The sequence below is a fragment of the Achromobacter sp. SD115 genome, assembly GCF_017355315.1.
GTDB classification, from domain to species: Bacteria; Pseudomonadota; Gammaproteobacteria; order Burkholderiales; family Burkholderiaceae_B; genus Achromobacter; species Achromobacter xylosoxidans_B.
Window position 1 is genome coordinate 322475 of record NZ_JADIJM010000002.1, and the last position, 22138, is coordinate 344612.

Below are 22138 nucleotides of genomic sequence, written 5' to 3' on the forward strand. Positions count from 1 at the left end.
ATGGAAAAACGCGTTGTATTCGGGCACAAGACCTTGCCCTATCTGCTGCTCCTGCCGCAGATCATCATTACCGTGGTCTTCTTCTTCCTGCCTGCCGGCCAGGCCATGTGGCAGTCGCTGCGGCTGGAAGATGCTTTCGGACTGTCCTCCGAGTTCGTCGGACTGGACAACTTCATGGAACTGTTCTCGCAACAGGCCTACCTGGATTCCTTCCGCGTCACCGCCGTGTTCTCGATCCTGGTGGCGGTGGTCGGGCTGAGCGTGTCCTTGCTGCTGGCCGTCATGGCAGATCGCGTCATCCGCGGCGCCGGCCTCTACAAGACTTTGCTGATCTGGCCATACGCCGTGGCGCCCGCCGTCGTCGGCGTGCTGTGGCTGTTCCTGTTTTCGCCTTCGGTCGGCATCCTGGCGGTGGCGCTGAACCACTCCGGCGTCGACTGGAACCCGCGTCTGAACGGCAACCAGGCCATGACCCTGGTGCTGATCGCCGCCGTGTGGAAGCAGGTGTCGTATAACTTCCTGTTCTTCCTGGCCGGCCTGCAATCGATTCCGCGCTCGCTCATCGAAGCCGCCGCGATCGACGGCGCCAGCCCGTCGCGCCGCTTCTGGAGCATCGTGTTCCCGCTGCTCTCGCCCACCACGTTCTTCCTGCTGGTGGTCAACATCATCTACGCCTTCTTTGACACCTTCGCCGTGGTGGACACGACCACGCAGGGCGGTCCGGGCACGTCGACCTCGATCCTGGTCTACAAGGTGTACAGCGACGGCTTCCGCGGCCTGGACCTCGGTTCGTCCGCGGCCCAGTCGGTGGTGCTGATGTTCATTGTGATTGCCTTGACGGTCGTGCAGTTCCGCTACGTCGACCGCAAAGTGCAGTATTGATTTTGTCCGAGGCTATAAACAATGGTTGAACGCCGTCCCTGGCTGGATATTCTGGCCCACGTCATTCTGCTCTGCGGCGTGGCGATGGTGGCATTTCCGCTCTACGTCACTTTCGTCGCGTCCACCCAGACCGCGCAGGAAGTGGCTTCCGCGCCGATGTCCCTCATCCCCGGCAAGCATTTCGTCGACAACTACATGCAGGCGCTGTTCGGCGGCTCGTCCGGCGGTTCCTCGGGCGCGCCCGTGGGCCGCATGATGTACGTCAGCCTGATCATGGCGCTGGCGATTTCCATCGGCAAGATCGCCATCTCGCTGCTGTCGGCCTTCGCGGTGGTGTACTTCCGCTTCCCCGGCCGCATGTTCTTCTTCTGGATGATCTTCGTCACGCTGATGCTGCCGGTCGAAGTCCGCATCGCGCCCACCTACAAGGTCGTGGCCGATCTTGGCCTGCTCAACAGCTATGCCGGCCTGACCTTGCCGCTGATTGCCTCGGCCACCGCCACCTTTCTGTTCCGCCAGTTCTTCCTGACGGTGCCGGACGAGCTGATCGAGGCCGCGCGCATCGACGGCGCCGGTCCGGTGCGCTTCTTCCGCGACGTGCTGCTGCCCTTGTCCAAGACCAGCATCGCCGCGCTGTTCGTGATCCAGTTCATCTACGGCTGGAACCAGTACCTGTGGCCGCTACTGGTCACCACGCAGGAAGACATGTATCCCGTCGTCATCGGCATCAAGCGGATGATCAGCGGCGGCGACAGCGTGACCGAATGGAACATCACCATGGCCACCGCCATGCTGGCGATGATCCCGCCGGCGCTGGTCGTCATCCTGATGCAGAAATGGTTCGTCAAGGGTCTGGTCGACACTGAAAAGTGACGCTTACCCACGCTCGCCCACCCGAACACGACTCCGAACACGAATAACTCATGGCTACTCTCAGCTTTCGCAACGTCAAGAAAACCTACGCCGGCAACATTCCGGTCATCCATGGCATCGACATGGACGTCAAGGATGGTGAATTCATCGTCATCGTCGGCCCCTCCGGCTGCGGCAAGTCCACGCTGATGCGCATGGTCGCCGGCCTGGAAACCGTCACCAGCGGCGAAATCGTCATCGACGACAAGGTCGTCAACAACCTGGAACCCGCCGAGCGCGACATCGCGATGGTGTTCCAGAACTACGCGCTCTACCCGCACATGACCGTGTTCGAGAACATGGCCTACGGCTTGAAGATCCGCAAGTTCTCCAAGGACGAGATCAAAAAGCGCGTGGACGTGGCCGCGCAGATCCTGGAACTGAGCCACCTGCTGGACCGCCGCCCGCGCGCGCTGTCGGGCGGCCAGCGCCAGCGCGTGGCCATGGGCCGCGCCATCGTGCGCGAACCCAAGGTGTTCCTGTTCGACGAACCACTGTCGAACCTGGATGCCAAGCTGCGCGTGGCGATGCGCCTGGAAATCATGAAGCTGCACCGCCGCCTGGGCACCACCAGCCTGTACGTGACCCACGACCAGGTCGAGGCCATGACCTTGGCCCACCGCATGATCGTCATGTACCAGGGCGTGCCCGAGCAGATCGGCACCCCGATGGAAGTGTTCGAAAAGCCCGCGTCCACCTTCGTCGCCGGCTTCATCGGCTCGCCGCCGATGAACCTGATGGAAGTGAACGTGGCCGGCGACGGCACGGTGCAGACGCTGGACGGCACCGCGCTGGAAATCTCGCCGCTGCAAGTGCCCTCGCAGGTGCGCGGCCGCAAGGTCATCATGGGCATGCGCCCCGAGCACATGCTGCTGAACACCCAGGGCGTGCCGGCCGAAGTCGAGATGGTCGAAACGCTGGGCTCCGAGCAACTGGTCCACAGCCGCTGCGGCAAGTCCATGCTGGTCGTGCGCTGCACTACGCGCCAGTTGTCGGAGTCGTCGGCCAAGGTCGGCGACCGCGTCAATCTGGGACCGGACGGCCGCCATCCGCTGCACTGGTTCGAGGCCGACACCGGCCGCCGCGTGCAAGGCCTGTAAACACATTCACAGGCGAAACCGGCGGCGCTGCCCGCCCGGCTCCGCCCCGCCCGTTTCCGTCCGGAAACGGGCTTTCCCCCGATCAATACGAGTACGTCATCATGGTGCCTATGGTGTACTGCGCGCGGTCCTTCACGATGGGGCTGTCGGCGGCGTCGCCAAACAGGCGCCGCGCTTCCGCCGCCGTGGTCCACGACCAGGACTTGCTCAGCGGCACCGTCCAGGTCGCGCCCAGGCCCACGCTTTCGAGGCCGCCTTTGGGCGTGTACTTGCGATAGCCGGATTTCGCCGACTGGTTGCCGCTCACGCCGTACCAGGTGCGCATGTAATTGCCGTCGCCGAAGGTACCGGACAGCGCCAGCGAAATCGCTCCCGCGCTGCCCTCGTACACCGTGGTGCTGGCCCCCAGATTGAACATGGTGTAGGCGCTGCCGACATCGCGGTTGTCGCCCTTCTTGAACGCGTGCGCCACCGTCGCCGACAGGGTCACCGGACCCAGCGTCGTTTCGGCGTCCATGCCGATCTGCGCGCGGCTTTCGATATCGCCCATGCCGCGCAGCTTGTCCGACCCCTGGAACCCCTTCTTGTGGTCCTTGCGCGAGGCGCTGGGCGCAAGATAGAAGCGGAAGGTGCTGTCCAGCGCCTGCGTTTCCCAGCCCAGCCCATGGTCGGTGCCGAGGAAGAAGCCGCCAGGGCTGCGCACGCCCAGGCCGATGATAGGCACTGCGGAGTATTCGTCGCTGCCGCTGTAGCGCGGCGCGTACCCGGCGCCCAGCGTGCCGTAGAACAGCCATTCTTCGGCCGGCCCCTCTCCGGTCGCTACCGTCAACCCGCGCGAACTGGCCCCGCGCTGGCCGTAGACGGAACTGGTCGCAGCGTCATCGGCCAGGGATAATCCCGGCACTAAAGCCAGCAGGCACGCGGCGCCGGCGCCGCGCGTAAACAGGGAAGAACGGATTTTTCGCTTCATAACAGCTTCCAAGAAACGAGGTTGAGGGGGTAAAACCGTAGAGCCGCAGGCGGCCCGATCTATTGGGTGGCAGCGCCCTGCTTGGCCTGGCGCATCAGCGCCATTGCCATCGTCGACACCGCGGCGACCAGCGGTTCACTGGTGTCGGAATTGCTCATGACGAGCACGGCAAGCTTGTCGCGCGGCGCCAGTACAAAGCGCGAATGAAAGGCCTCGGTGGCGCCGCTGTGCTGGCGCAAGGGTGCGCCGGCGATGTCCTCGCCACAGGGCGCCGCCAGCCACGACAGCGCCAGGCGGCACTCCAGCGCCATTCCGCCCTCCACCGTTTCCATGTCCAGCACGGCGCGGGCCGACTCGGCATTCAGCACGCGGCGGCCCTGGTAGAGGCCGTCGGCGAAAAGCATGCTGGAGAAGCGCGCCATCTCGGAGGTGCTGAGCCACAGGCCGTCGGCGGCCTCATTGGGCTGGGGCGCCTCGGTCCAGGGCGCGCCGCGGCGGTAGCCCGAGGCGCGCAGATCGAGCATGCGGGAGCTGGGATGAAAGCCGGCTCGCGGCATGTTCAAGGGCTGCATGATCGTGCGGCGCACATAGGCGTCGAAGGGCTCGCTGGCCACGTGCGCGACCATGTCGCCCAACAAGGCGTAGGCCATGTCGGCACGCGCGCGTCCCATGGTGTCTTCCAGCGATCCCGGGTGCACGGCCAGCAGGTTGCGGGCGGTGAAGGGATGCGTTCCCAACCATTGCATGGCGCCGCGGCGCGGCTGGATGTCCCAATCGGGCAGCGCCTGCGAAGCGGGCTGGTCCAGCGCCAGGCGTCCGTCATCGGCGGCGCGCAGCACGCCCGCCGCCGTGACGATCTTGGTGATGGTTCCTACGCGGTACAGCGTGTCGCTGGTGGCGCTGCGGTGGCGCAGCGGATCCGCGTAGCCGAAGCCGGTGCTCCACACCACGCGCTGGTCGTCGACGATGGCGATCGACAGGCCCGGCACGCCGGACGCGTCCATGTCATAGGGGATGCGCTGGGCCAGATAGCCGACGACCGCCTGGTAGTCGCCGTGCGCGATCGGCGGCGGCGTGTCGGGAGGCACGCCCTGGCAACCGCCCGCGGCGACCAGCAACATACCTACGGCAACCAGGCGGCTGAGGGAAAACATGGCTAGCGGCAAGACCTCTGTAGAGAACTGCCGTCATGCTAGCCACGCGCGTATTCGCGATCTTTCCCGCTTTGTATGGAGTTTGTGAAGATTGCGGCGGCGGTTTGTGAAGTTTGTTTACGTTGTGCCGCGCCGCGCCGTCAGGCGGTCTTCCAGCTGATCACGAAACGCGCGCCGCCCAGGGGGCTGTCGCTGGCCTGCACCGTGCCGTTGTGCCAGCGTGCCACCCGACTGACGATGGCCAGGCCCAGCCCCACCCCGCCCGTGCCGCGGTCGCGGCTTTCGTCCAGGCGGATGAAGGGCTCGAAAACGCGCTCGCGATCCGCCGGCGGGATGCCTGGGCCGTCGTCGTCCACGATCAGCACGTACTCGCGCGCGCCAGGGCTGATCAGGCTGACCTGGACCTGCCGGCCAGCGTGCCGGATGGCGTTCTGCAGCAGGTTGAGCAAGGCGCGCGTCATGTAGCGCTGGTGCAGGTGTACCTCGGGTACCTGGCACAGCGCCACCTCGCAACGCACGCCCGAGACCCCGGCCTCGAATGCGGCATGCTGCACCACCGAATCCAGCCAGCCGCGCGCATCCTGCGCCTGCAGCGCCACGCCGTCGCCCTTGTGCTCTAGGCGGGCGTACATCAGCAACTCGGAAGCCATGGCATCCAGTTCGGCCACGTCGCTCTTCATTTCCTCGACCAGCCGCTTGCGCGCGGCGGGATCGTCCTCGCGGTCCATCATGTCCAGTTCGAACGACAGGCGCGCAATCGGCGTGCGCAGTTCGTGCGACACGGCGTTGGTCAGGTCACGCTGGTTGCCTACCAGGGCGCTGATGCGGTCGGACATCTGGTTGAAGGTGTCGCCCAGGTTGCGGATGCTGGAATGGCGCGAGAGGCGCGCGCGCGCCTGCAGATCGCCCTGCCCCATGCGCTGGGCCGCGGTTTTCAGGGCCTCCAGGTCGCGCCAGATGGGCAGCGCCCACACCAGCATGAATACGCACAGCAACAGACCCAGCGCGGAATACACCGCCGCCATCAGCCACGGCCCGATGGAGGGTTCGGGTGGCAGCTTGACCTCCAGCCATTGCCTGCCCGGGCCGGGAATCGCCGCCACGAAAGTCTGCTGCTTGTCACGGACGAAGAAGCTGCCGGAATCCACCATGGCGCGCTCGTCCTCGGTGGCCCCATAGCTGTCGGCATCGACCACCTTGAGCGCCAGGCCGTAATGCGGCGCCAGCGCGTCGCGCACGTGCGCCTCGCGCTCGGCGGGCGGCACGCCGCCCAGTTCCTGCACCAGGCTGTGGATCTGGCCCCGCACCGCTTCGCGCGTGTAGGCATCGCTGACGGGTTCGAAGAAGTAATTGGCCGACCGGTCCACCACTTCGTTGGAAATGACGAAGCCTATCGCCAACACCACGAACAGCCGCAGGACAAACTTAAGCATCACCGCCCTCGTGTGCCTTGGGCGAGAACAGATAGCCCTTGCCCCACACGGTCTTGATGCGCGCGGGGTCGCGCGGATCGTCGTCCAGCTTGCGCCGCAGCTTGCTGACGCAGACATCGACGCTGCGGTCCAGCCCGTTGAACTCGATGCCGCGCACCGCGTTGAGCAGGTCGTCGCGGGTCAGCACCTGGCCGGCCTGGCTGGCCAGCGCCCAGAGCATTTCGAACTCCATCGTGGTCAGGTCCACTTCGGAGCCGGCATGGACCACGGCGCGCGTGCGCCGGTCTATGACCAGGGGACCGAACTCCAGGCGCTCCGGCGGCTCGTCCAGTTGGCTGTGCCGCCGCAGCAACGCCCGGATCCGCGCCAGCAGCACGCGGGGTTCCACGGGTTTGATGACGTAATCGTCCGCGCCCGATTCCAGGCCCAGGATCTGGTCCAGGTCGTCTTCGCGGGCCGTCAGCATCAGGATGGGGGCCGACGAGAACGCGCGCAGGTCGCGGCAGACCTGCAGGCCGTCACGGCCGGGCAGCATCAGGTCCAGGATGGTGATGGCCGGGTCATGCCTGCGGAAAGCCTCCACCGCGTGATCGCCACGGTAGGCCTGTGCGACATGGAAACCATGCTGCTCCAGGAACTGCGCGATCAGGCGCGATAGTTTCGGATCGTCTTCGACTAGCAGAGCCTTGGTCATGGTGTCCAGACAGAAAAGGTGAAGTCAATGGTGCCGCATTCTACGCAAAGGCGGCGAACAGAGCCTTCGACAGAGAGATGTGCAACACAGTTCCCAGCCTGTCAAGTGAAAAAAAATCGCTTGGAAGATCTCGTTTTCCCGGAAGGGACGATCTCCCTATCGCCCAACGGCCGGTCCGCCTAGGCGGACCCACATTTTCCTAGCGTGTCAGAGATGAGGCCCGATCACCGCGACGGTTTCCTCGAAATGGCTCATGAGCAATGCGCATGCGCGGTCCGCGTCGCGCGCCCGCCCGGCATCCGTCAAACCGCGGTGCTCTCTTTGCATATCCCTTTCGGTCATGGCAAGCGGTAGCCTGCCATTGACGGGCGCATGGCGATAGCGCTCGGAATGGAGCACCAGCTGCTCGACGGCTGGTATCGCCGGACCGGCAAACGGCCCAGGTGGCACCAGCTGGACACAGGCATCGACTGGTTCCTTTCGAAGCGGACCGACGTTTTTCTGGTCGGCATAGCTCAGAAAGTTGCGGGGGACGCACGGTTGGCGCAGATCTACAACCACTTGCCATCCAGTACCGGCCAGCAGGTGTCCGTGTCCGTCGGCGTCAGACATACATTCCGAGGCCCGCCGTCGCTTGAACGACGGAATCCCTGCCATGCGCGGGACAAAGAAACAAGCCGGGCCGGAAGACTGTCGCTTCCGGCCCGGCTTCTTGGCAGCAAACGACTGCCGCTCGCGGACTTACTTGTAGACGCTCTTGGAACCGTCCTTGTGCCAGGTGAACACGTCGAACTGGAAGTTCGTCAGGTCGCCTTGCTTGTTCCAGGACACCTTGCCGATCGGCGTGTCGAAGGAGTTGGCGTGCAGGTACTTGGCGACCTTGGTCGGGTCGTCGCTGCCCGCGCCCTTGATGCCGTCGGCGATGACCTGGGTAGCCGTGTAGGCGGTCATCTGGAAGGCGCCGCTGGCGTTGCGCTTCTTGGCCTCGAAGGCCTTGACGATGTCGGCGTTGGCGGCGTTCTGGGTGAAGTCGGCCGGCAGCGTCAGCAGCATGCCTTCGACGGCGTCGCCGGCAATGGCGTTGATGTCGGGGTTGCCGGTGCCTTCCGGACCCATCCACTTGGCCTTCACGCCCTGTTCGGCCGCCTGGCGCAGCAGCAGGCCCATTTCGGGGTGGTAGCCGCCGTAGTAGACGAAGTCCACGCCCTGGCTCTTCAGCTTGGTGATGACGGCCGAGTAGTCGCTGTCGCCGGCGTTGATGCCTTCGAACACGGCGACGGCCACGCCGCCCTTCTCCAGGTCGTTCTTGACCGCGGTGGCGATGCCCTGGCCGTAGGACTGCTTGTCGTGCAGCACGGCGACCTTCTTGGGCTTGATCTTGTCCAGGATGAACTTGGCGGCGGCGGGGCCTTGCTGGTCGTCGCGGCCGATGGTGCGGAAGATGAACTCGTAGTTCTTACCGTCGGTCAGCGCCGGCGATGTGGCCGAGGGCGTGACCATGACCACGCCTTCGTTGTTGTAGATGTCGGCGGCGGCGATGGTGGCGCCCGAGCACACGTGGCCCACGACGAAACCGATCTTGCTGTTGACGACGCGGTTGGCGGCGACCGGGCCTTGCTTGGGTTCGCAGCCGTCGTCGATCACGACGGTTTCCAGCTTCTTGCCGTTGATGCCGCCGGCGGCGTTGATACGCTCGACCGCGGTATCGACCCCTTCACGGACCATATCGCCATACTGAGTGACCGCGCCGGTGGTGGGGCCGACCACGCCGATCTTGATGGTTTGCGCTTGCGCTCCCGAGGCAAACGCCATGCCGGCCGCGACGCCCAGCGCTGCGATGACCGGGGTCAGACGAAAAACTGGCTTCATGTGTGGACTCCTCTAATGATTTGTAATCGTTAGTTTTTTGCACCGTGGCGGACGCCGGATCATCTCCAGGCCAAGCATGCCTGCTGGACTGCCCTTTGCAGGGGTTTCGGCCCCGGTCACGCCCGGTTGCATTGCGATTGCACGGCAAGCATACACTGAAAAATAGCCCTTCCCAGGCCAGTTTCGGACCACTTTGATACGCGTCCGATTATTGCGCTGCGGCATTCTTCGCGGCCCGTCCTTATACCCGCCAGCGTATATGCAAAAGACGATTTATTCGTTTGCGTTACTAAGGCCGCGCGGCATCATGGCCGCCATGAGACTCCAACCGATCATCGTTCCCGGATGGAAAAACTCCGGACCCCAACACTGGCAATCGCGCTGGATGGCCCTGCTGCCGCATGCGCGCCGGGTCGAGCAACGCGATTGGGAACATCCGGCTCCCGGTGAATGGATTGCAGCGCTTGCCACCGAGGTGAATGAGGCCCGCAGTCCCGTCCTCCTGATTGCGCACAGCCTGGGCTGCCTGATCAGCGCCGCGCTGCCGGTGCCGCTGCGCGCCAAGGTCGCGGGCGCCCTGCTGGTGGCGCCCGCCGACGTTGAGCGGGAAAGCGCGCCCGCCTGCCTGCGGGCATTCGCGCCGGTCCCGCGCCTATCCCTGCCCTACCAGAGCGTGGTGGTCGCCAGCGACAACGATCCGTATTGCCAGCTGGAACGCGCCCGCGCCTTCGCGCGCGATTGGGGCAGCCGGCTTGTGATCGTGCCGGGCGCGGGCCACCTCAATGCCGACAGCGGCCTGGACGACTGGCCGCAAGGTTTGAAGCTGCTGGGCGCGCTGCGCCGCCGGGCGGTGTGGCGGGTGTCGCCGCCGCCCGAACGCATCGCGCCGATTCCCGCCCGGCCGCTGTCGCACCAGGCCTGAACGCGGCCTGACGGCCGGACGAAAAAAAACCGGAACCGCGAGGTTCCGGCTTTTTCATGCGGCGGTGGCCGCCGCGGTCACTGCAGCAGGCTGCGCAGCATCCAGGCGTTCTTTTCGTGCACGTCCAGGCGCTGGGTCAGCAGGTCGGCCGTGGGCTGGTCGTTGGCGGCGTCGGCCTTTTCGAACGCGGCGCGCGCGGTCTTGGCGACGGACTCGTTGGCGGTCACCAGCAGGCGCACCATTTCCAGGGCCTCGGGCACCGAGTCCGGCTCGGCGATCGAGGACAGTTTGCCGAATTCGCGATAGGTGCCCGGCGCGTAGTGGCCCAGCGCGCGGATGCGTTCTGCGATGCTGTCCAGCGCATTCCACTCTTCCGTGTACTGGGTCATGAACATCAGGTGCAGCGTGTTGAACATGGGCCCCGTGACGTTCCAGTGGAAGTTGTGCGTCATCAGGTACAGCGTGTACGAGTCGGCCAGCAGCTTGGACAGTTCGCCGGCGACGGCGGCGCGGTCCTTGTCCGAGATACCGATGTTGATGCGCGGAACGCTGGAGGTCTTCTTGGGGGACTTGGCCATTGCTAGCTCCTAGGGATGAATGTGCGAAACAAGGATAACACTGCAAATACGGCGAAATGCCGCAATATCCGCTGCTACGGTCAATAAGTCCTGCGACCTTTTGACGCGGCGCAAGGCGCGCGCGCCAAGGCGCCGGACGGCGGGCTGGAAATCAATCCTGCATGGCCGCGACCTCGTCGCTCAGCATCTTCACGCCAGGCAGATCGCAGGCGTAGACCGCCTGCGCCAGCGCCTCGATGGCGGCCAGACGCGGGAAGCTGCGACGCCAGGCCAGCACCACGCGGCGCTCCGGCACATGGCCGTCAAACGGTAGATAGCGCAACAGGCTGTTGGAAGGCGGCTGCTCCGGCACCGCGGTCACGGGCAGGACCGTCACGCCTATGCCGGCGGCGACCATGTGGCGGATGGTCTCCAGCGAGGACCCTTCGAAGGTGCGCTGGATGCCGTCGCTGGCAGCCGAAAAACGCGACAGTTCGGGGCAGACTTCCAGCACTTGATCGCGGAAGCAATGGCCGCTGCCCAGCAGCAGCATGGTCTGCTGCTTCAGGTCCTGCGCGTCGATGGATTCGCGCCGCGCCAGCTCGTGGTCATTGGGCACCGCCACGATGAAAGGCTCGTCGTAGAGGGGCTGCATGACCAGGCCGGCCTCGGGCAGCGGCAAGGCCATGATGGCGCAGTCGATCTCGCCCTGGCGCAACAGCTCGACCAGGCGCACGGTGAAGTTCTCTTGCAGCAGCAGCGGCATCTGCGGGGTGCGGCCGATCTGCACCGGCACCAGCCGCGGCAGCAAATACGGGCCTATGGTGTGGATGACGCCGACGCGCAAGGGGCCGGCCAAGGGGTCGTGCCCCTGGCGCGCAATTTCCTTGATGCTGGCGCTTTCTTCCAGCACCTTCTGCGCCTGCGCCACGATGCGCTGGCCAATCGGGGTGACGCCGACCTCGGCGCCGCCGCGCTCGAACAGCGTCACGCCCAATTCGTCCTCCAGCTTGCGTATCGCTACCGAGAGCGTGGGCTGGCTGACGAAACAGGCCTCGGCCGCCCGGCCGAAATGCCGTTCGCGCGCCACGGCGACGATGTACTTCAGTTCGGTGAGAGTCATGGTGGACTACGCCCCCGGGGTTATGCCCCAGCCTCGTGGCTGGCGCTTGCTAGATTAAGGTTGGCGGCTGGCTGCATGGTCAGGTGCGCAGGAAGTCCTCGCGCCCGCGCATCCAGCGCGCCAGGTGCGCTTCGACCGCGGCCGGGTGTTCGGCGCGCAGCCAGACCGCGGCGTCGCGCGCGTCCTCGGCGATGGCCGCGTCGGTTTCCAAATCGGCGAAGCGCAATAGCGCCATGCCCGACTGGCGCGTGCCCAGGAATTCACCCGGGCCACGCTGTTCCAGGTCGCGCCGGGCGATTTCAAAGCCGTCGGAGGTTTCGAACATGGCCCGCAGCCGTTCGCGCGCCACTTGCGACAGCGGCGTCTGATAGAGCAGCACGCATACCGATTCGGCGGTGCCGCGCCCTACCCGGCCGCGCAGCTGATGCAGCTGGGCCAGGCCGAAGCGTTCTGCGTGTTCGATCACCATGAGCGAGGCGTTCGGCACGTCCACGCCGACCTCGATAACGGTAGTGGCGACCAGCAGGTCGACCTCGCCATCGCGGAAGGCCTGCATCACCGCGGCCTTCTCCGCTTGCGGCAGCCGGCCGTGCACCAGGCCGATGCGCAGGTCCGGCAGGTCGACCCGCATGCCTTCGTAGGTATCCACGGCAGTCTGAAGTTCCAGGGCCTCGCTTTCCTCGACCAGCGGACAGACCCAGTAGGCCTGTTGCCCGCCGCGCGCGGCCTGCGCGATGTGGGCGATGACTTCCTCGCGCCGCGCGTCCGACACCAGCTTGGTCAGGACGGGGCTGCGTCCCGGCGGCAGTTCGTCGATGACGGAAACGTCCAGGTCGGCGAAGAAGGTCATGGCCAGCGTGCGCGGAATCGGCGTCGCGCTCATGTTGAGCTGGTGCGGCACGTTGCGGCCGCGCACGGTTTCGCCCTTGCGCGTCAGCGCCAGGCGCTGCCCGACGCCGAAGCGGTGCTGTTCATCGACGATGGACAGGCCCAGCCGGTGGAATTCGACGTGGTCCTGGATCAGGGCCTGCGTGCCCACGATCAATTGCACGCTGCCGTCCGCCGCCGCTGCGGCCGCCTCGCGCCGCGCCTTGGCCGACAGGCTGCCGCTCAGCCAGGCCACGTTCACGCCCAGCGGCTGCAACCAGGACACCAGCTTGCGGAAGTGCTGTTCCGCCAGGATTTCGGTGGGCGCCATCAGGGCGACCTGGGCGCCGCTGGCGATGGCCTGGGCGGCGGCGATGGCCGCCACGACGGTCTTGCCGCTGCCCACGTCGCCCTGCAGCAGTCGATGCATGGGATACGGCTTGGCCAGGTCGGCGGAAATTTCCTGGACCACGCGCTCCTGCGCGCCGGTCAGTTTGAACGGCAGCGCTTCATATAACTTGGCGACCAGGCCGCCGGCCTCGTTGCGCGCCGGCAGCGATTCGGCTTCCTTGACGCGGCGCGCGGCGCGCGCGGCCGCCAACGACAGCTGCTGCGCCAGCAGCTCGTCGAACTTGATGCGGCGCCAGGCGGGATGCACGCGATCCAGCAAAGCCTGCTCGGACTCGCCCTGGGCCGGCGTATGCAAGGCGCGGATGGCCGGCTCGAACGGCGGTAGGTCGTAGCGCGCGCGCGCCTCGTCGGGCAAGGTGTCGGACAGGTCGGCGCGGTCCAGCGCCTGCGCGATGGCGCGGCGCAAAGTCAGCTGGGGCAGGCCTTCGGTGCTGGGATAGACGGGCGTCAGCGCCGTCGGCAACGGCGCGTCGGCATTGGTCATGCGCGGGTGCACCATCTGGCGCCCGAACAGGCCGCCGCGGACCTCGCCGCGCGCACGCAGGCGCTTGCCCACGCTGACTTGCTTCTGCTGGCTGGGATAGAAATTCAGCCAGCGCAATTGCAGTTCGCCGCTGTCGTCCGCCAGGGTGGCGGTCAGCTGGCGCCGGGGCCGGTAAGAGACCTCGGATTTCGTGATCTCGCCTTCCACCTGGCCGGCGAAACCAGGCCGCAGATCGCTGATCGGGACGATGCGGGTTTCGTCCTCGTAGCGCAGCGGCAGGTGCAGCACGAAGTCCTCGGGCAGCACCAAGCCCAGGTTACGGAGCTTGCGCTCCGTATCCGTCATTGCTTTGCCGGCGCCTTTGGTATCGGCGCCGGACCGCTTGGAAGCCGCGGTTGCGGCCGGCATGGAGAAACGAACCTCTGGATCGAAAAGTCCCTGCGGGCTTTACAGGACCAGAATGGCTTCGACTTCGAACTGCGCGCCCTTGGGCAGGCTGGCCACGCCGATGGTGGAGCGCGCCGGGAACGGCTGCGGAATGATCTCGGCCATGATGGCGTTGGCGGCCGTAAACTTGCCCAAGTCGGTCAGGAACAGCGTCAGCTTGACCACATTGTCCAGCGTGCCGCCGGCGGCCTTGATGACTTCCTGCATGTTGGCGAAAGCCTGACGCACCTGAGCGTCGAAGTTCTCGGAAACCAGATCGCCAGTGCCCGGCTCCAGGCCGATCTGGCCCGAGAGATAGACAGTCTTGGTGCCGCTTACGGCAACCGCTTGCGAGTAAGGGCCTACCGCGGCGGGCGCGGTGTCGGTATGGATGATTTGCTTGCTCATGGGCGGAATCCTTCGAAAGACGGATAGAAGCTACAACTATCGAAGTTTATCCAGCAATAGACTTTTGCGAAAGTGGCTGAACGCCTTAGGGTGGGTTATCGATATCCCCCCGATGCTCCCGCAGCAGGTCATACAGGGCCTGCGCCGCGACCGACAGCGTGCGGCCCTTGCGCCGCACCAGGTAGAGCGGCCGGGTCAGGGCTTTGCCAGCCAGCGGCACGATGCGCAGGTCGGCGCCGCCGAAATGGAACAGCGTCATCGCCGGCACCACCGAGATGCCCAGGCCGGCGCGCACCAGTCCAGTGGCGGTCGCCAGGTGCTCCACCTCAAAGACCGGGGCCGGCGCATCGGCGCCGAGGGCGGCATCAAGATGTTTGCGCACGCTGCTGCCCCGCGCCAGCTGGATCATGGGATAGCGCAGGATGTCGCGCAGCCGGGCCTTGCCCGCGCTTGCCAGCGGATGGTCGGCGCGGCAGACCAGGAAGTAGCGGTCCGCATGCAGGAACTCGCTGTCCAGCTCGTTCATGTCCGGCCGCCGCGAAGCCACGGCGAAATCGACCTGCCCTGCTTGCACCAGGTCCAGGCAAGGGTCCAGCAACGCATCGCGCAGGTCCACCGTGATCCCGGGATAGGACGCACGAAAACGCGCCAATAGCCCCGGCAGCCAACCCGCGGCGAGCGAGGGCAAGGCCGCCAGGGCCACCCGCCCGCGGCGCCTGGCCGCATGGTCGCGCAAGTCTTCCATGACCAGATCCATGTCGGCCAGCAGCCTGCGCGCCGTCGCGTCCAGCACCTGGCCTTCCACCGTCAGCTCCACATGGCGCGTGTTGCGGTCGAACAGGCGCATGCCCGCACTGTCCTCCAGCTGGCGGATCAAGGCGCTGAAGGCCGGTTGCGTCAGGTGGCATCGCTGGGCCGCCCGGGTGAAGTGCTTTTCTTCGGCCAGGGCCACGAAGGCGCGCAATTGCCGGGCAGACAGATTCATGGCTTTTCTCTATGAATTGATCCGATCTTTCTATTTTACTGATTAGCGGCGGATGCCTATAGTGAGCTCAGACACCTTGATCCAGCACCGCTTCCGTATGCCACTCTCCCCCCTCTACATAGGCTGCGCCTCCGGCTTTTCCGGTGACCGCAGCGACGGCGCCGCCGCCGTGGTGCGCACCCTGATCGCCCGAGGCGGCGGCGTGCTGATCTACGAAACGCTGGCCGAACGCACGCTGGCGCTGGCCCAGTTGGCGCGCAACGCAGACCCGGAGCGCGGCTACGAGCCCTTGCTGGACGAACTGGTCGGACCCGTGCTGGGCGACTGCCTGCGCCACGGCATCAGCATCGTCGGCAACTTCGGCGCGGCCAACCCCGCCGCCGCGGCCCGACGCATTGCCGCGCTCGCCCGGCAGCAAGGCTTGCCGGCGCCACGCATCGCCGTGGTGCACGGCGATGCGCTCACCAGCGATGCGCAGCGGGAATTGCTGCGTCAACGCCTGGGCGGCGCGCTGGACGGTTTGGACGTGGTCAGCGCCACTGCCTACCTGGGCGCCGCCGAGATCGCGCAAGCGCTGGCAGCGGGCGCACAGGTCGTGGTGGCGGGCCGCGTGTCCGACCCCTCCCTGACATTGGGACCGGCGCTGGCCCACTTCGGCTGGGCCATGGACGATTGGCCGCGCCTGGGCCGCGCCACCATGGCCGGCCATATGCTGGAATGCGGCTTGCAGGTCACCGGTGGCTACTTCTGCGTGCCGGGCCTCAAGGACGTGCCGGACGTGCATGCCGCAGGCTTTCCCATCGCCGAAATCCATGCCGACGGCCAATTCGTGATCGGCAAGGCGGACGGCACCGGCGGCATGGTCGACGCGCGCACGGTCAAGGAACAACTGCTGTACGAAGTGCACGACCCCGCGCGCTACCTGACGCCGGACGTCGTCGCCGACCTGAGCCGCGCCGAAGTGGCGGAGCTGGGCGGCGACCGGGTGGCGCTGCGCGGCATCACCGGCCATGCGCGTCCCGATGAACTCAAGGTCAATGTCTGCTACCACGGCGGCTGGCTGGCCGAGGCCGAGATCTCCTATGCCGGCGTGCAGGCCGAGGCGCGCGCGCGCCTGGCGGCCGAGATCGTGCGCAAGCGTCTGGATCCGGGCCTGCGCCTGCGCGCCGACCTGATCGGCGCCATCAGCATCCTCGGCGACGATGCCGGCGAAATGCTGTCCAGCCTGCCCGACGGTCATGGGCGCGACGTGCGCCTGCGCATCGCCGCCGAACACGGCGACCGCAAGCTGGCCGAGAGCGTGCTGCGCGAAGTAAACGCGCTCTATACCTGCGGCCCGGCCGGCGGCGGCGGCGTGCGCACCGCGCTGCGCCCGCGCCTGAACATGATGTCCTGCACCCTGCCGCGCGACGCCGTGCCCAGCGGCTGGACCTTCCTGGAGGAAGCCTCGCAATGAATCCGCCGCTGATCGCGGTCCCCTTGTACCGCCTGGCGCACAGCCGCTCCGGCGACAAGGGCGACATCTCCAACCTGAGCCTGATCGCCTGGGACCCGGAATGCTATGAGGCGCTGGCCGCGCAGGTCACCGAAGCCCGCGTCGCGGCCTGGTTCGCCTACCGCCATCCCCGGCGCGTCACGCGCTACACGCTGCCCACGCTGCATGCCATGAACTTCGTGCTGGAAGGCGTACTGGACGGCGGCGTCAACGATGCCCTCAACCTGGACACGCACGGCAAGAGCCTGTCCTTCAGATTGCTGGACATGACGGTCGAGGTCAGCCCGGCGCTGGCCGGCCGGCTGCCAGACATACCCGGCGACCGCCCCGCGGCCGCCTGATTTCAATTCCTATAAAAATCCCACAGGAGACACATATGCGCATCGCTACCAAAGGCCGGCTGGCCTTGCTGCTGGCCGCCGCCCTGCCCTTGAGCGCCATGGCCCAGTTCCCCGCCAAGCCCATTACCTTCATCGTGCCGTTCGCGGCGGGCAGTGCCACCGACCAGATCGGCCGTGCCATCGGCCAGGGCGTCACCGAACAGACCGGCCAGGCCGTCGTGATCGAGAACAAGCCCGGCGCCAGCGCGATGATAGGCGCCGCCGCCGGCGCCCGCGCGGCGCCCGACGGCTACACGGTGCTGATCACCACCAACACCACGCACGCCGCCAACGAACACCTCTACAAGACGCTGACCTACGACCCGGTCAAGGACTACGCACCGCTGACCTTGTTGGGCAAAGGCGGCCAGATCATGGTGGTCAATCCCAGTTCGCAGGCCAAGACCGTCGGCGACTTCCTGGCCCAGGCCAAGCAGTCGCCCGGCAAGCTGAGCTTCGGCAGCGGCAGTTCCAGCAGCCGTATCGCCGGCGAACTGCTGCAGCAGATGGCGGGCGTGCAACTGCTGCACGTGCCGTACAAGAGCAACCCGCTGGCAGTCACCGACCTGCTGGGCGGCCAGATCGACATGATGATCACCGACACCGCCACCGGCCTGCCCCAGGTCAAGTCGGGCAAGCTGCGCGCGCTCGGCGTCACCGGTCAGGCGCGTTCGCCGCTGGCGCCGGACGTCCCCACCATCGCCGAAGCCGGCGTGCCGGGCTATGAAATGGGTTACTGGTTCGCCGCCTACGCGCCGGCCGGCACGCCGCCGGATGTCGTCAAGCGCCTGAACGAGCTGCTGGTCAAGGCCACCGCAAGCGCGCCGGCCAAGCAGTTCTATGCGCAAACGGGGACGGACGTGGCCAGCTCCACCCCGGACGAACTCGCGAAGTTCCAGCAGGCCGAGTCGAAGAAATGGGGCGAAATCATCAAGAAGGCCGGCATCCAGCCCGAATAGGCCGGAGGCTCCGAGGTGATGATGTACCGACGCGCCGCAGCCAGAAACGTCGCCACGGTGTTGCGCAGCGCCAGAAAACACAAAACCCATCGCATCGCTGCGATGGGTTTTGTGTTTGGAGCCTGCGCCGGGACTTATTTGTCCACGAATGCGCGCTCGACCACGTAGTCGCCCGGCTGGCCCACGCCTGGCGAAACGGTGAAGCCGCGCTTGTCCAGCATGGCGCTGATGTCGGCCAGCATATGGGGGCTGCCGCAGATCATGGCGCGGTCGGTTTCCGGGTTGATCTGCGGAATGCCGATGTCTTCGCACAGCTTGCCGTTTTCCATCAGTTCCGTGATTCGGCCCTGGTTGCGGAACGGCTCGCGCGTGACCGTCGGGTAGTACACGAGCTTGTCGCGCACCACGTCGCCGAAGAATTCGTTATTCGGCAATTCTTTTTCGATGAAGTCGGCATAGGCCAGCTCGCTGACCCAGCGCACGCCATGCACCAGGATGACCTTGTCGAAGCGTTCGTAGATGTCCGGGTCCTTGATGATGCTCATGAACGGAGCCAGGCCGGTGCCCGTGCCGAACAGGAACAGGTGCTTGCCCGGCTTCAGGTCGTCGACGACCAGCGTGCCCACGGGCTTGCGGCTGACCAGGATGGTGTCGCCTTCCTTCAGATGCTGCAGGCGCGACGTGAGCGGGCCGTTCTGCACCTTGATGCTGAGGAACTCGAGGTTCTCTTCATAGTTGGCGCTGGCGATGCTGTAGGCCCGCAGCAGGGGCTTGCCTTCAACTTCCAGTCCGATCATCACGAAGTGGCCATTGTGGAACCGCAAGGCCGAGTCACGCGTCGTGGTAAAGGAAAACAGGGTGTCGTTCCAGTGGTGCACGCTTAGTACGCGCTCAGTGTTGAAAGCAGCCATGTCGTATCAAATTAGGGCGACCGCCCCGGGCAATGCGCCCGGCTTGTGCCGCTGGGTCATTCCGTGCCGCAAAAAAGACGCGGCCCGGCATTAGGGTTGACCCTATTCCACAGGGTCTCGATGATAACTGCTCTCATTATTCCGTAATACGCTTATGCCGTATTGATGGGGATCAAGGCTGCAGCCTGCCCGACTTACGAATAGTTGAACGCCGCTTTGCTTCCTGTTATCGTCGCGTTCTCATTTGATAATCATTTTCGTTAGCAGACTGTTTTGAGCGGTGGGAAGCCTGGACACCCGGGAAACCCGCTGCAGCCCTAGCCGGAGCACCTCCTCATGAACAAGCGTCCCCAATTGAATTCGCTGCTGCGCGCCCTGGCGCTGGCCGGCGCCGCCGCCTTCACCGTGTCGGCCAACGCCGCCGAGGAAGTCAGCCTCTACACCACCCGGGAACCCAAGCTGATCCAGCCGCTGCTGGACGCTTTCACCAAGGAAAGCGGCATCAAGGTCAACACGGTCTTCGTCAAGGACGGCCTGCTGGAACGCGTCAAGGCCGAAGGCGCCAAGTCGCCCGCCGACGTGCTGATGACCGTGGACATCGGCAACCTGCTGGACCTGGTCGACGGCGGCGTGACCCAGTCGATCAAATCGCAAACGCTGGAATCCGTCATCCCCGCCAACCTGCGCGGCGCCGATGGCAAGTGGTACGCCCTGTCGCTGCGCGACCGCGTGCTGTACGTGGAAAAGGACCTGAAGCTGGAAGCCTTCCGCTACGAAGACCTGGCCGATCCCAAGTGGAAGGGCAAGGTCTGCATCCGCTCGGGCCAGCATCCCTACAACACCGCGCTGGTCGCCTCCATGATCGCGCATGACGGCGCCGAAGCCACCGAAAAATGGCTGCGCGGCGTCAAGGCCAACCTGGCCCGCAAGGCCGCCGGCGGCGACCGCGACGTGGCCCGCGACATCCTGGGCGGCATCTGCGACATCGGCCTGGCCAATGCCTACTACGTCGGTCACATGAAGAATGCCGAAGCCGGCACCGACGCGCGCAAGTGGGGCGACGCCATCAAGGTCATCCGCCCGACCTTCGCCAACGCCAAGAGCGGCGGCACGCACGTGAACGTCAGCGGCGCGGCGGTTGCCGCCCATGCGCCCAACAAGGCCAACGCGGTCAAGCTGCTGGACTTCCTGGTGTCCGAGCCCGCCCAGGCCCTGTACGCCCAGGCCAACTACGAGTACCCCGTCCGCAAGGGCGTGAAGCTGGACCCCGTGATCGCCAGCTTTGGCGAACTGAAGGTCGACCCGCTGCCGTTGGCCGAAATCGCCAAGCATCGCAAGCAAGCCAGCGAACTGGTGGACAAGGTCGGTTTCGACAACTGATAAGCCCGTGGAACGCCACGCCTTGCGGCGCGGCGCAGCCATGTGGCAGTGACACCCGCGCGGGCCGCGCCCCGGCCAGCGCGTAGGGCCTGCTCCCTTTTTTGGAGGGAGCAGGCCTTGCCATTGATGCAATCGACTTTGAAGCATGCACACTGATTCTTTGCCCCGGCCGCTGCGTCTGCGCTGGACTGAACGCGGGGCCGGCTGGCTGGCCGGCGCCGCCCTGATCGCGCTGGCCGTATTGGCCCCCGTTCTGACGCTGGGCTGGTGGGCGCTGGGCGGCGAACTCTCGCACTGGCAGCATCTGGCCAACTATGTGCTGCCCCAGGCGCTGGCCAATACCGCCGTGCTGCTGGCCGGCGTGGGCGTGCTGGTCACCCTGCTGGGCACGGGCGCGGCCTGGCTGGTCACCGCCTACGACTTCCCTACCCGCCGCGTGCTGACCTGGGCGCTCTTGCTGCCGCTGGCGGTGCCGACCTACATCATCGCCTTCGCCTATCTGGACCTGCTGCACCCGATAGGCCCCATACAGAGCGGCATCCGCGCGGTGCTGGGCTACGACAGCCCGCGCCAGTTCCGCCTGCCGGACCTGCGCTCGATCTACGGCGCGATCTTCGTGCTGGGCTTCGTGCTCTATCCCTATGTGTACCTGAGCACCCGCGTCATGTTCATGACGCAGGCCGCGAGCCTGCTGGAAGCGGCGCGCACGCTGGGCGCCGGGCGTGTCGCCGTGTTCTTCCGCGTGGCCTTGCCGCTGGCGCGGCCCGCCATCGTGGTGGGCGTGAGCCTGGCGCTGCTGGAAACGCTGAACGATATCGGCGCCTCCGAATTCCTGGGCGTGCAGACGCTGACCGTGTCGGTCTACACCACCTGGGTCACGCGTTCCGACCTGGCCGGCGCAGCCCAGATCGCGCTGACCATGCTGGCGATCGTGATCGGGCTGATCCTGCTGGAACGCCATGGCCGCAAGCGCCAGCGCTACGCCAACACGCAGCGCATGCGGCCTATGCAGCCGCGCCGTCTGCGCGGCGCCGCCGGGGCCATTGCGGCAATGCTGGGGTGGATCCCGGTGCTGGTGGGCTTCGTCGCGCCTGCGCTCTACCTGATCGTGGAAACCTACAAACGCCTGCACCTGGTGGGCGGCGTGTCGCACCAATTGATCAACGGACTTTCCAACACGCTGATCGTGGCCTTCAGCGCCACCATCGTCACCCTGCTGTGCGGCCTGATCGTGGCCTGGGCCGGGCGCACCCTGCGCGAAAGCTCGGGTTTCAACCCCGGCCGCGCCTGCGCGCGCATCGCCAGCCTGGGCTATGCGGTGCCCGGCACGGTGCTGGCCATCGGCCTGCTCACGCCCTTCGTCTGGATCGATACGGCCGTCGCCAAGGTATTCGGCGGCACCGGCCTGTTCCTGATGGGGTCGATGGGCGCGCTGGTCTGCGCCTACGCGATCCGCTTCCTGGCGATTTCGACCGGGGCGCTGGAAGCCGGCCTGGCCCGCATCCCGCCGTCGCTGGAACAGGCTTCGCGCCTGTTGGGCGAAAGTTCGGCCGGCACGCTGCGCCGCGTCCATCTGCCGCTCCTGCGCCCGGCGCTGGCGGCCAGCGCCCTGCTGGTGTTCGTGGACGCCATGAAGGAACTACCCGCGACGCTGCTGCTGCGACCCATGAATTTCGACACGCTCGCCACCTGGCTATACGCGGAAGCGGCCCGCGGCACCTATGAAGAAGGCGCCGTCGCGGCCCTGGCCATCGTGCTGGCCGGCCTGTTCCCCGTCATACTCCTGGCGCGCACCAATCTGAAAATGGGACATTGA

21 protein-coding genes are annotated in these 22138 nt (G+C 66.0%); 9 read left to right on the forward strand and 12 right to left on the reverse strand.

From position 1 onward, the window contains the following. Genes ugpA through IPU70_RS03770 form a run of 3 tightly spaced genes read left to right on the forward strand, consistent with a single transcriptional unit; the run spans window position 1 to window position 2894 of the window. Window positions 1-882 (forward strand): sn-glycerol-3-phosphate ABC transporter permease UgpA, encoded by an 882-nt coding sequence (gene ugpA, locus IPU70_RS03760; RefSeq protein ID WP_013393953.1) that lies wholly within the window; start codon window positions 1-3, stop codon window positions 880-882. A gap of 21 nt (window positions 883-903) precedes the next feature. Continuing rightward, window positions 904-1755 carry a sn-glycerol-3-phosphate ABC transporter permease UgpE gene (gene ugpE / locus IPU70_RS03765; protein ID WP_013393954.1) on the forward strand — a complete coding sequence of 284 codons (852 nt, stop codon included), beginning with the start codon at window positions 904-906 and terminating at the stop codon, window positions 1753-1755. Window positions 1756-1805: 50 nt separating this feature from the next. Next, a complete protein-coding gene (locus tag IPU70_RS03770; protein ID WP_207465066.1) occupies window positions 1806-2894 on the forward strand; it encodes a sn-glycerol-3-phosphate import ATP-binding protein UgpC in 1089 nt (362 codons plus the stop codon). Between the two features lie 82 nt (window positions 2895-2976). On the opposite strand, the gene IPU70_RS03775 is transcribed toward IPU70_RS03770, so the two are convergent. The 6 genes from IPU70_RS03775 to IPU70_RS03800 form a co-directional block, all read right to left on the reverse strand. Beyond that, window positions 2977-3864 (reverse strand): MipA/OmpV family protein, encoded by an 888-nt coding sequence (locus tag IPU70_RS03775; RefSeq protein ID WP_207465068.1) that lies wholly within the window; start codon window positions 3862-3864, stop codon window positions 2977-2979. Window positions 3865-3923: 59 nt separating this feature from the next. Next, window positions 3924-5018, reverse strand: a complete 1095-nt coding sequence (locus IPU70_RS03780; protein ID WP_207465070.1) for a serine hydrolase — start codon at window positions 5016-5018, stop codon at window positions 3924-3926. Between the two features lie 140 nt (window positions 5019-5158). After that, complete coding sequence (locus tag IPU70_RS03785) at window positions 5159-6451, reverse strand: ATP-binding protein (protein ID WP_207465071.1); 1293 nt, start codon at window positions 6449-6451, stop codon at window positions 5159-5161. Next, window positions 6444-7145 carry a response regulator gene (locus IPU70_RS03790; protein WP_207465073.1) on the reverse strand — a complete coding sequence of 234 codons (702 nt, stop codon included), beginning with the start codon at window positions 7143-7145 and terminating at the stop codon, window positions 6444-6446. Before IPU70_RS03790 ends, IPU70_RS03785 begins: the two co-directional genes overlap by 8 nt. Before the next feature lie 207 nt (window positions 7146-7352). Beyond that, window positions 7353-7757 (reverse strand): hypothetical protein, encoded by a 405-nt coding sequence (locus tag IPU70_RS03795; protein WP_207465075.1) that lies wholly within the window; start codon window positions 7755-7757, stop codon window positions 7353-7355. 129 nt (window positions 7758-7886) lie between these two features. Next, on the reverse strand, window positions 7887-9014 hold the full coding sequence (locus IPU70_RS03800) for a branched-chain amino acid ABC transporter substrate-binding protein (RefSeq protein ID WP_207465077.1): 1128 nt from the start codon (window positions 9012-9014) through the stop codon (window positions 7887-7889). 316 nt (window positions 9015-9330) lie between these two features. Between IPU70_RS03800 and IPU70_RS03805 the strand changes: the two genes are divergently transcribed. Beyond that, window positions 9331-9936, forward strand: a complete 606-nt coding sequence (locus IPU70_RS03805; protein ID WP_207465079.1) for an alpha/beta hydrolase — start codon at window positions 9331-9333, stop codon at window positions 9934-9936. 77 nt (window positions 9937-10013) lie between these two features. Here the strand turns inward: IPU70_RS03805 and IPU70_RS03810 are convergent, their stop codons facing one another. From IPU70_RS03810 to IPU70_RS03830, 5 genes are all read right to left on the reverse strand, one after another. Continuing rightward, window positions 10014-10514: a Dps family protein gene (locus IPU70_RS03810; RefSeq protein WP_207465082.1), complete on the reverse strand. Its 501-nt coding sequence runs from the start codon at window positions 10512-10514 to the stop codon at window positions 10014-10016. A gap of 151 nt (window positions 10515-10665) precedes the next feature. Beyond that, window positions 10666-11616 carry a LysR substrate-binding domain-containing protein gene (locus tag IPU70_RS03815; RefSeq protein WP_207465084.1) on the reverse strand — a complete coding sequence of 317 codons (951 nt, stop codon included), beginning with the start codon at window positions 11614-11616 and terminating at the stop codon, window positions 10666-10668. A 79-nt stretch (window positions 11617-11695) separates the two neighbouring features. Further along, a complete protein-coding gene (gene recG, locus IPU70_RS03820; protein WP_207465086.1) occupies window positions 11696-13786 on the reverse strand; it encodes an ATP-dependent DNA helicase RecG in 2091 nt (696 codons plus the stop codon). A 39-nt stretch (window positions 13787-13825) separates the two neighbouring features. Then, window positions 13826-14212: a Rid family detoxifying hydrolase gene (locus IPU70_RS03825; RefSeq protein ID WP_013393965.1), complete on the reverse strand. Its 387-nt coding sequence runs from the start codon at window positions 14210-14212 to the stop codon at window positions 13826-13828. Window positions 14213-14297: 85 nt separating this feature from the next. Continuing rightward, entirely contained in the window at window positions 14298-15197 is a 900-nt protein-coding gene (locus IPU70_RS03830) for a LysR family transcriptional regulator (RefSeq protein WP_207465088.1), read from the reverse strand. Between the two features lie 97 nt (window positions 15198-15294). Between IPU70_RS03830 and IPU70_RS03835 the strand changes: the two genes are divergently transcribed. The 3 genes from IPU70_RS03835 to IPU70_RS03845 are packed head-to-tail and all read left to right on the forward strand — an operon-like array spanning window position 15295 to window position 18031. Then, entirely contained in the window at window positions 15295-16653 is a 1359-nt protein-coding gene (locus tag IPU70_RS03835; protein WP_207465090.1) for an acyclic terpene utilization AtuA family protein, read from the forward strand. Next, entirely contained in the window at window positions 16650-17033 is a 384-nt protein-coding gene (locus tag IPU70_RS03840; protein WP_207465092.1) for a hypothetical protein, read from the forward strand. Before IPU70_RS03835 ends, IPU70_RS03840 begins: the two co-directional genes overlap by 4 nt. A 35-nt stretch (window positions 17034-17068) precedes the next feature. Further along, window positions 17069-18031, forward strand: coding sequence for a tripartite tricarboxylate transporter substrate binding protein (locus IPU70_RS03845; RefSeq protein WP_013393971.1), 963 nt, complete (start codon window positions 17069-17071; stop codon window positions 18029-18031). 134 nt (window positions 18032-18165) lie between these two features. Here IPU70_RS03845 and IPU70_RS03850 read toward each other — a convergent pair whose 3' ends face one another. Further along, a complete protein-coding gene (locus IPU70_RS03850) occupies window positions 18166-18942 on the reverse strand; it encodes a ferredoxin--NADP reductase (protein ID WP_013393972.1) in 777 nt (258 codons plus the stop codon). 336 nt (window positions 18943-19278) lie between these two features. Between IPU70_RS03850 and IPU70_RS03855 the strand changes: the two genes are divergently transcribed. Both IPU70_RS03855 and IPU70_RS03860 read left to right on the forward strand, forming a co-directional pair. Beyond that, window positions 19279-20322: a Fe(3+) ABC transporter substrate-binding protein gene (locus IPU70_RS03855; protein WP_207465094.1), complete on the forward strand. Its 1044-nt coding sequence runs from the start codon at window positions 19279-19281 to the stop codon at window positions 20320-20322. A 145-nt stretch (window positions 20323-20467) separates the two neighbouring features. Next, on the forward strand, window positions 20468-22138 hold the full coding sequence (locus tag IPU70_RS03860; RefSeq protein WP_013393974.1) for an iron ABC transporter permease: 1671 nt from the start codon (window positions 20468-20470) through the stop codon (window positions 22136-22138).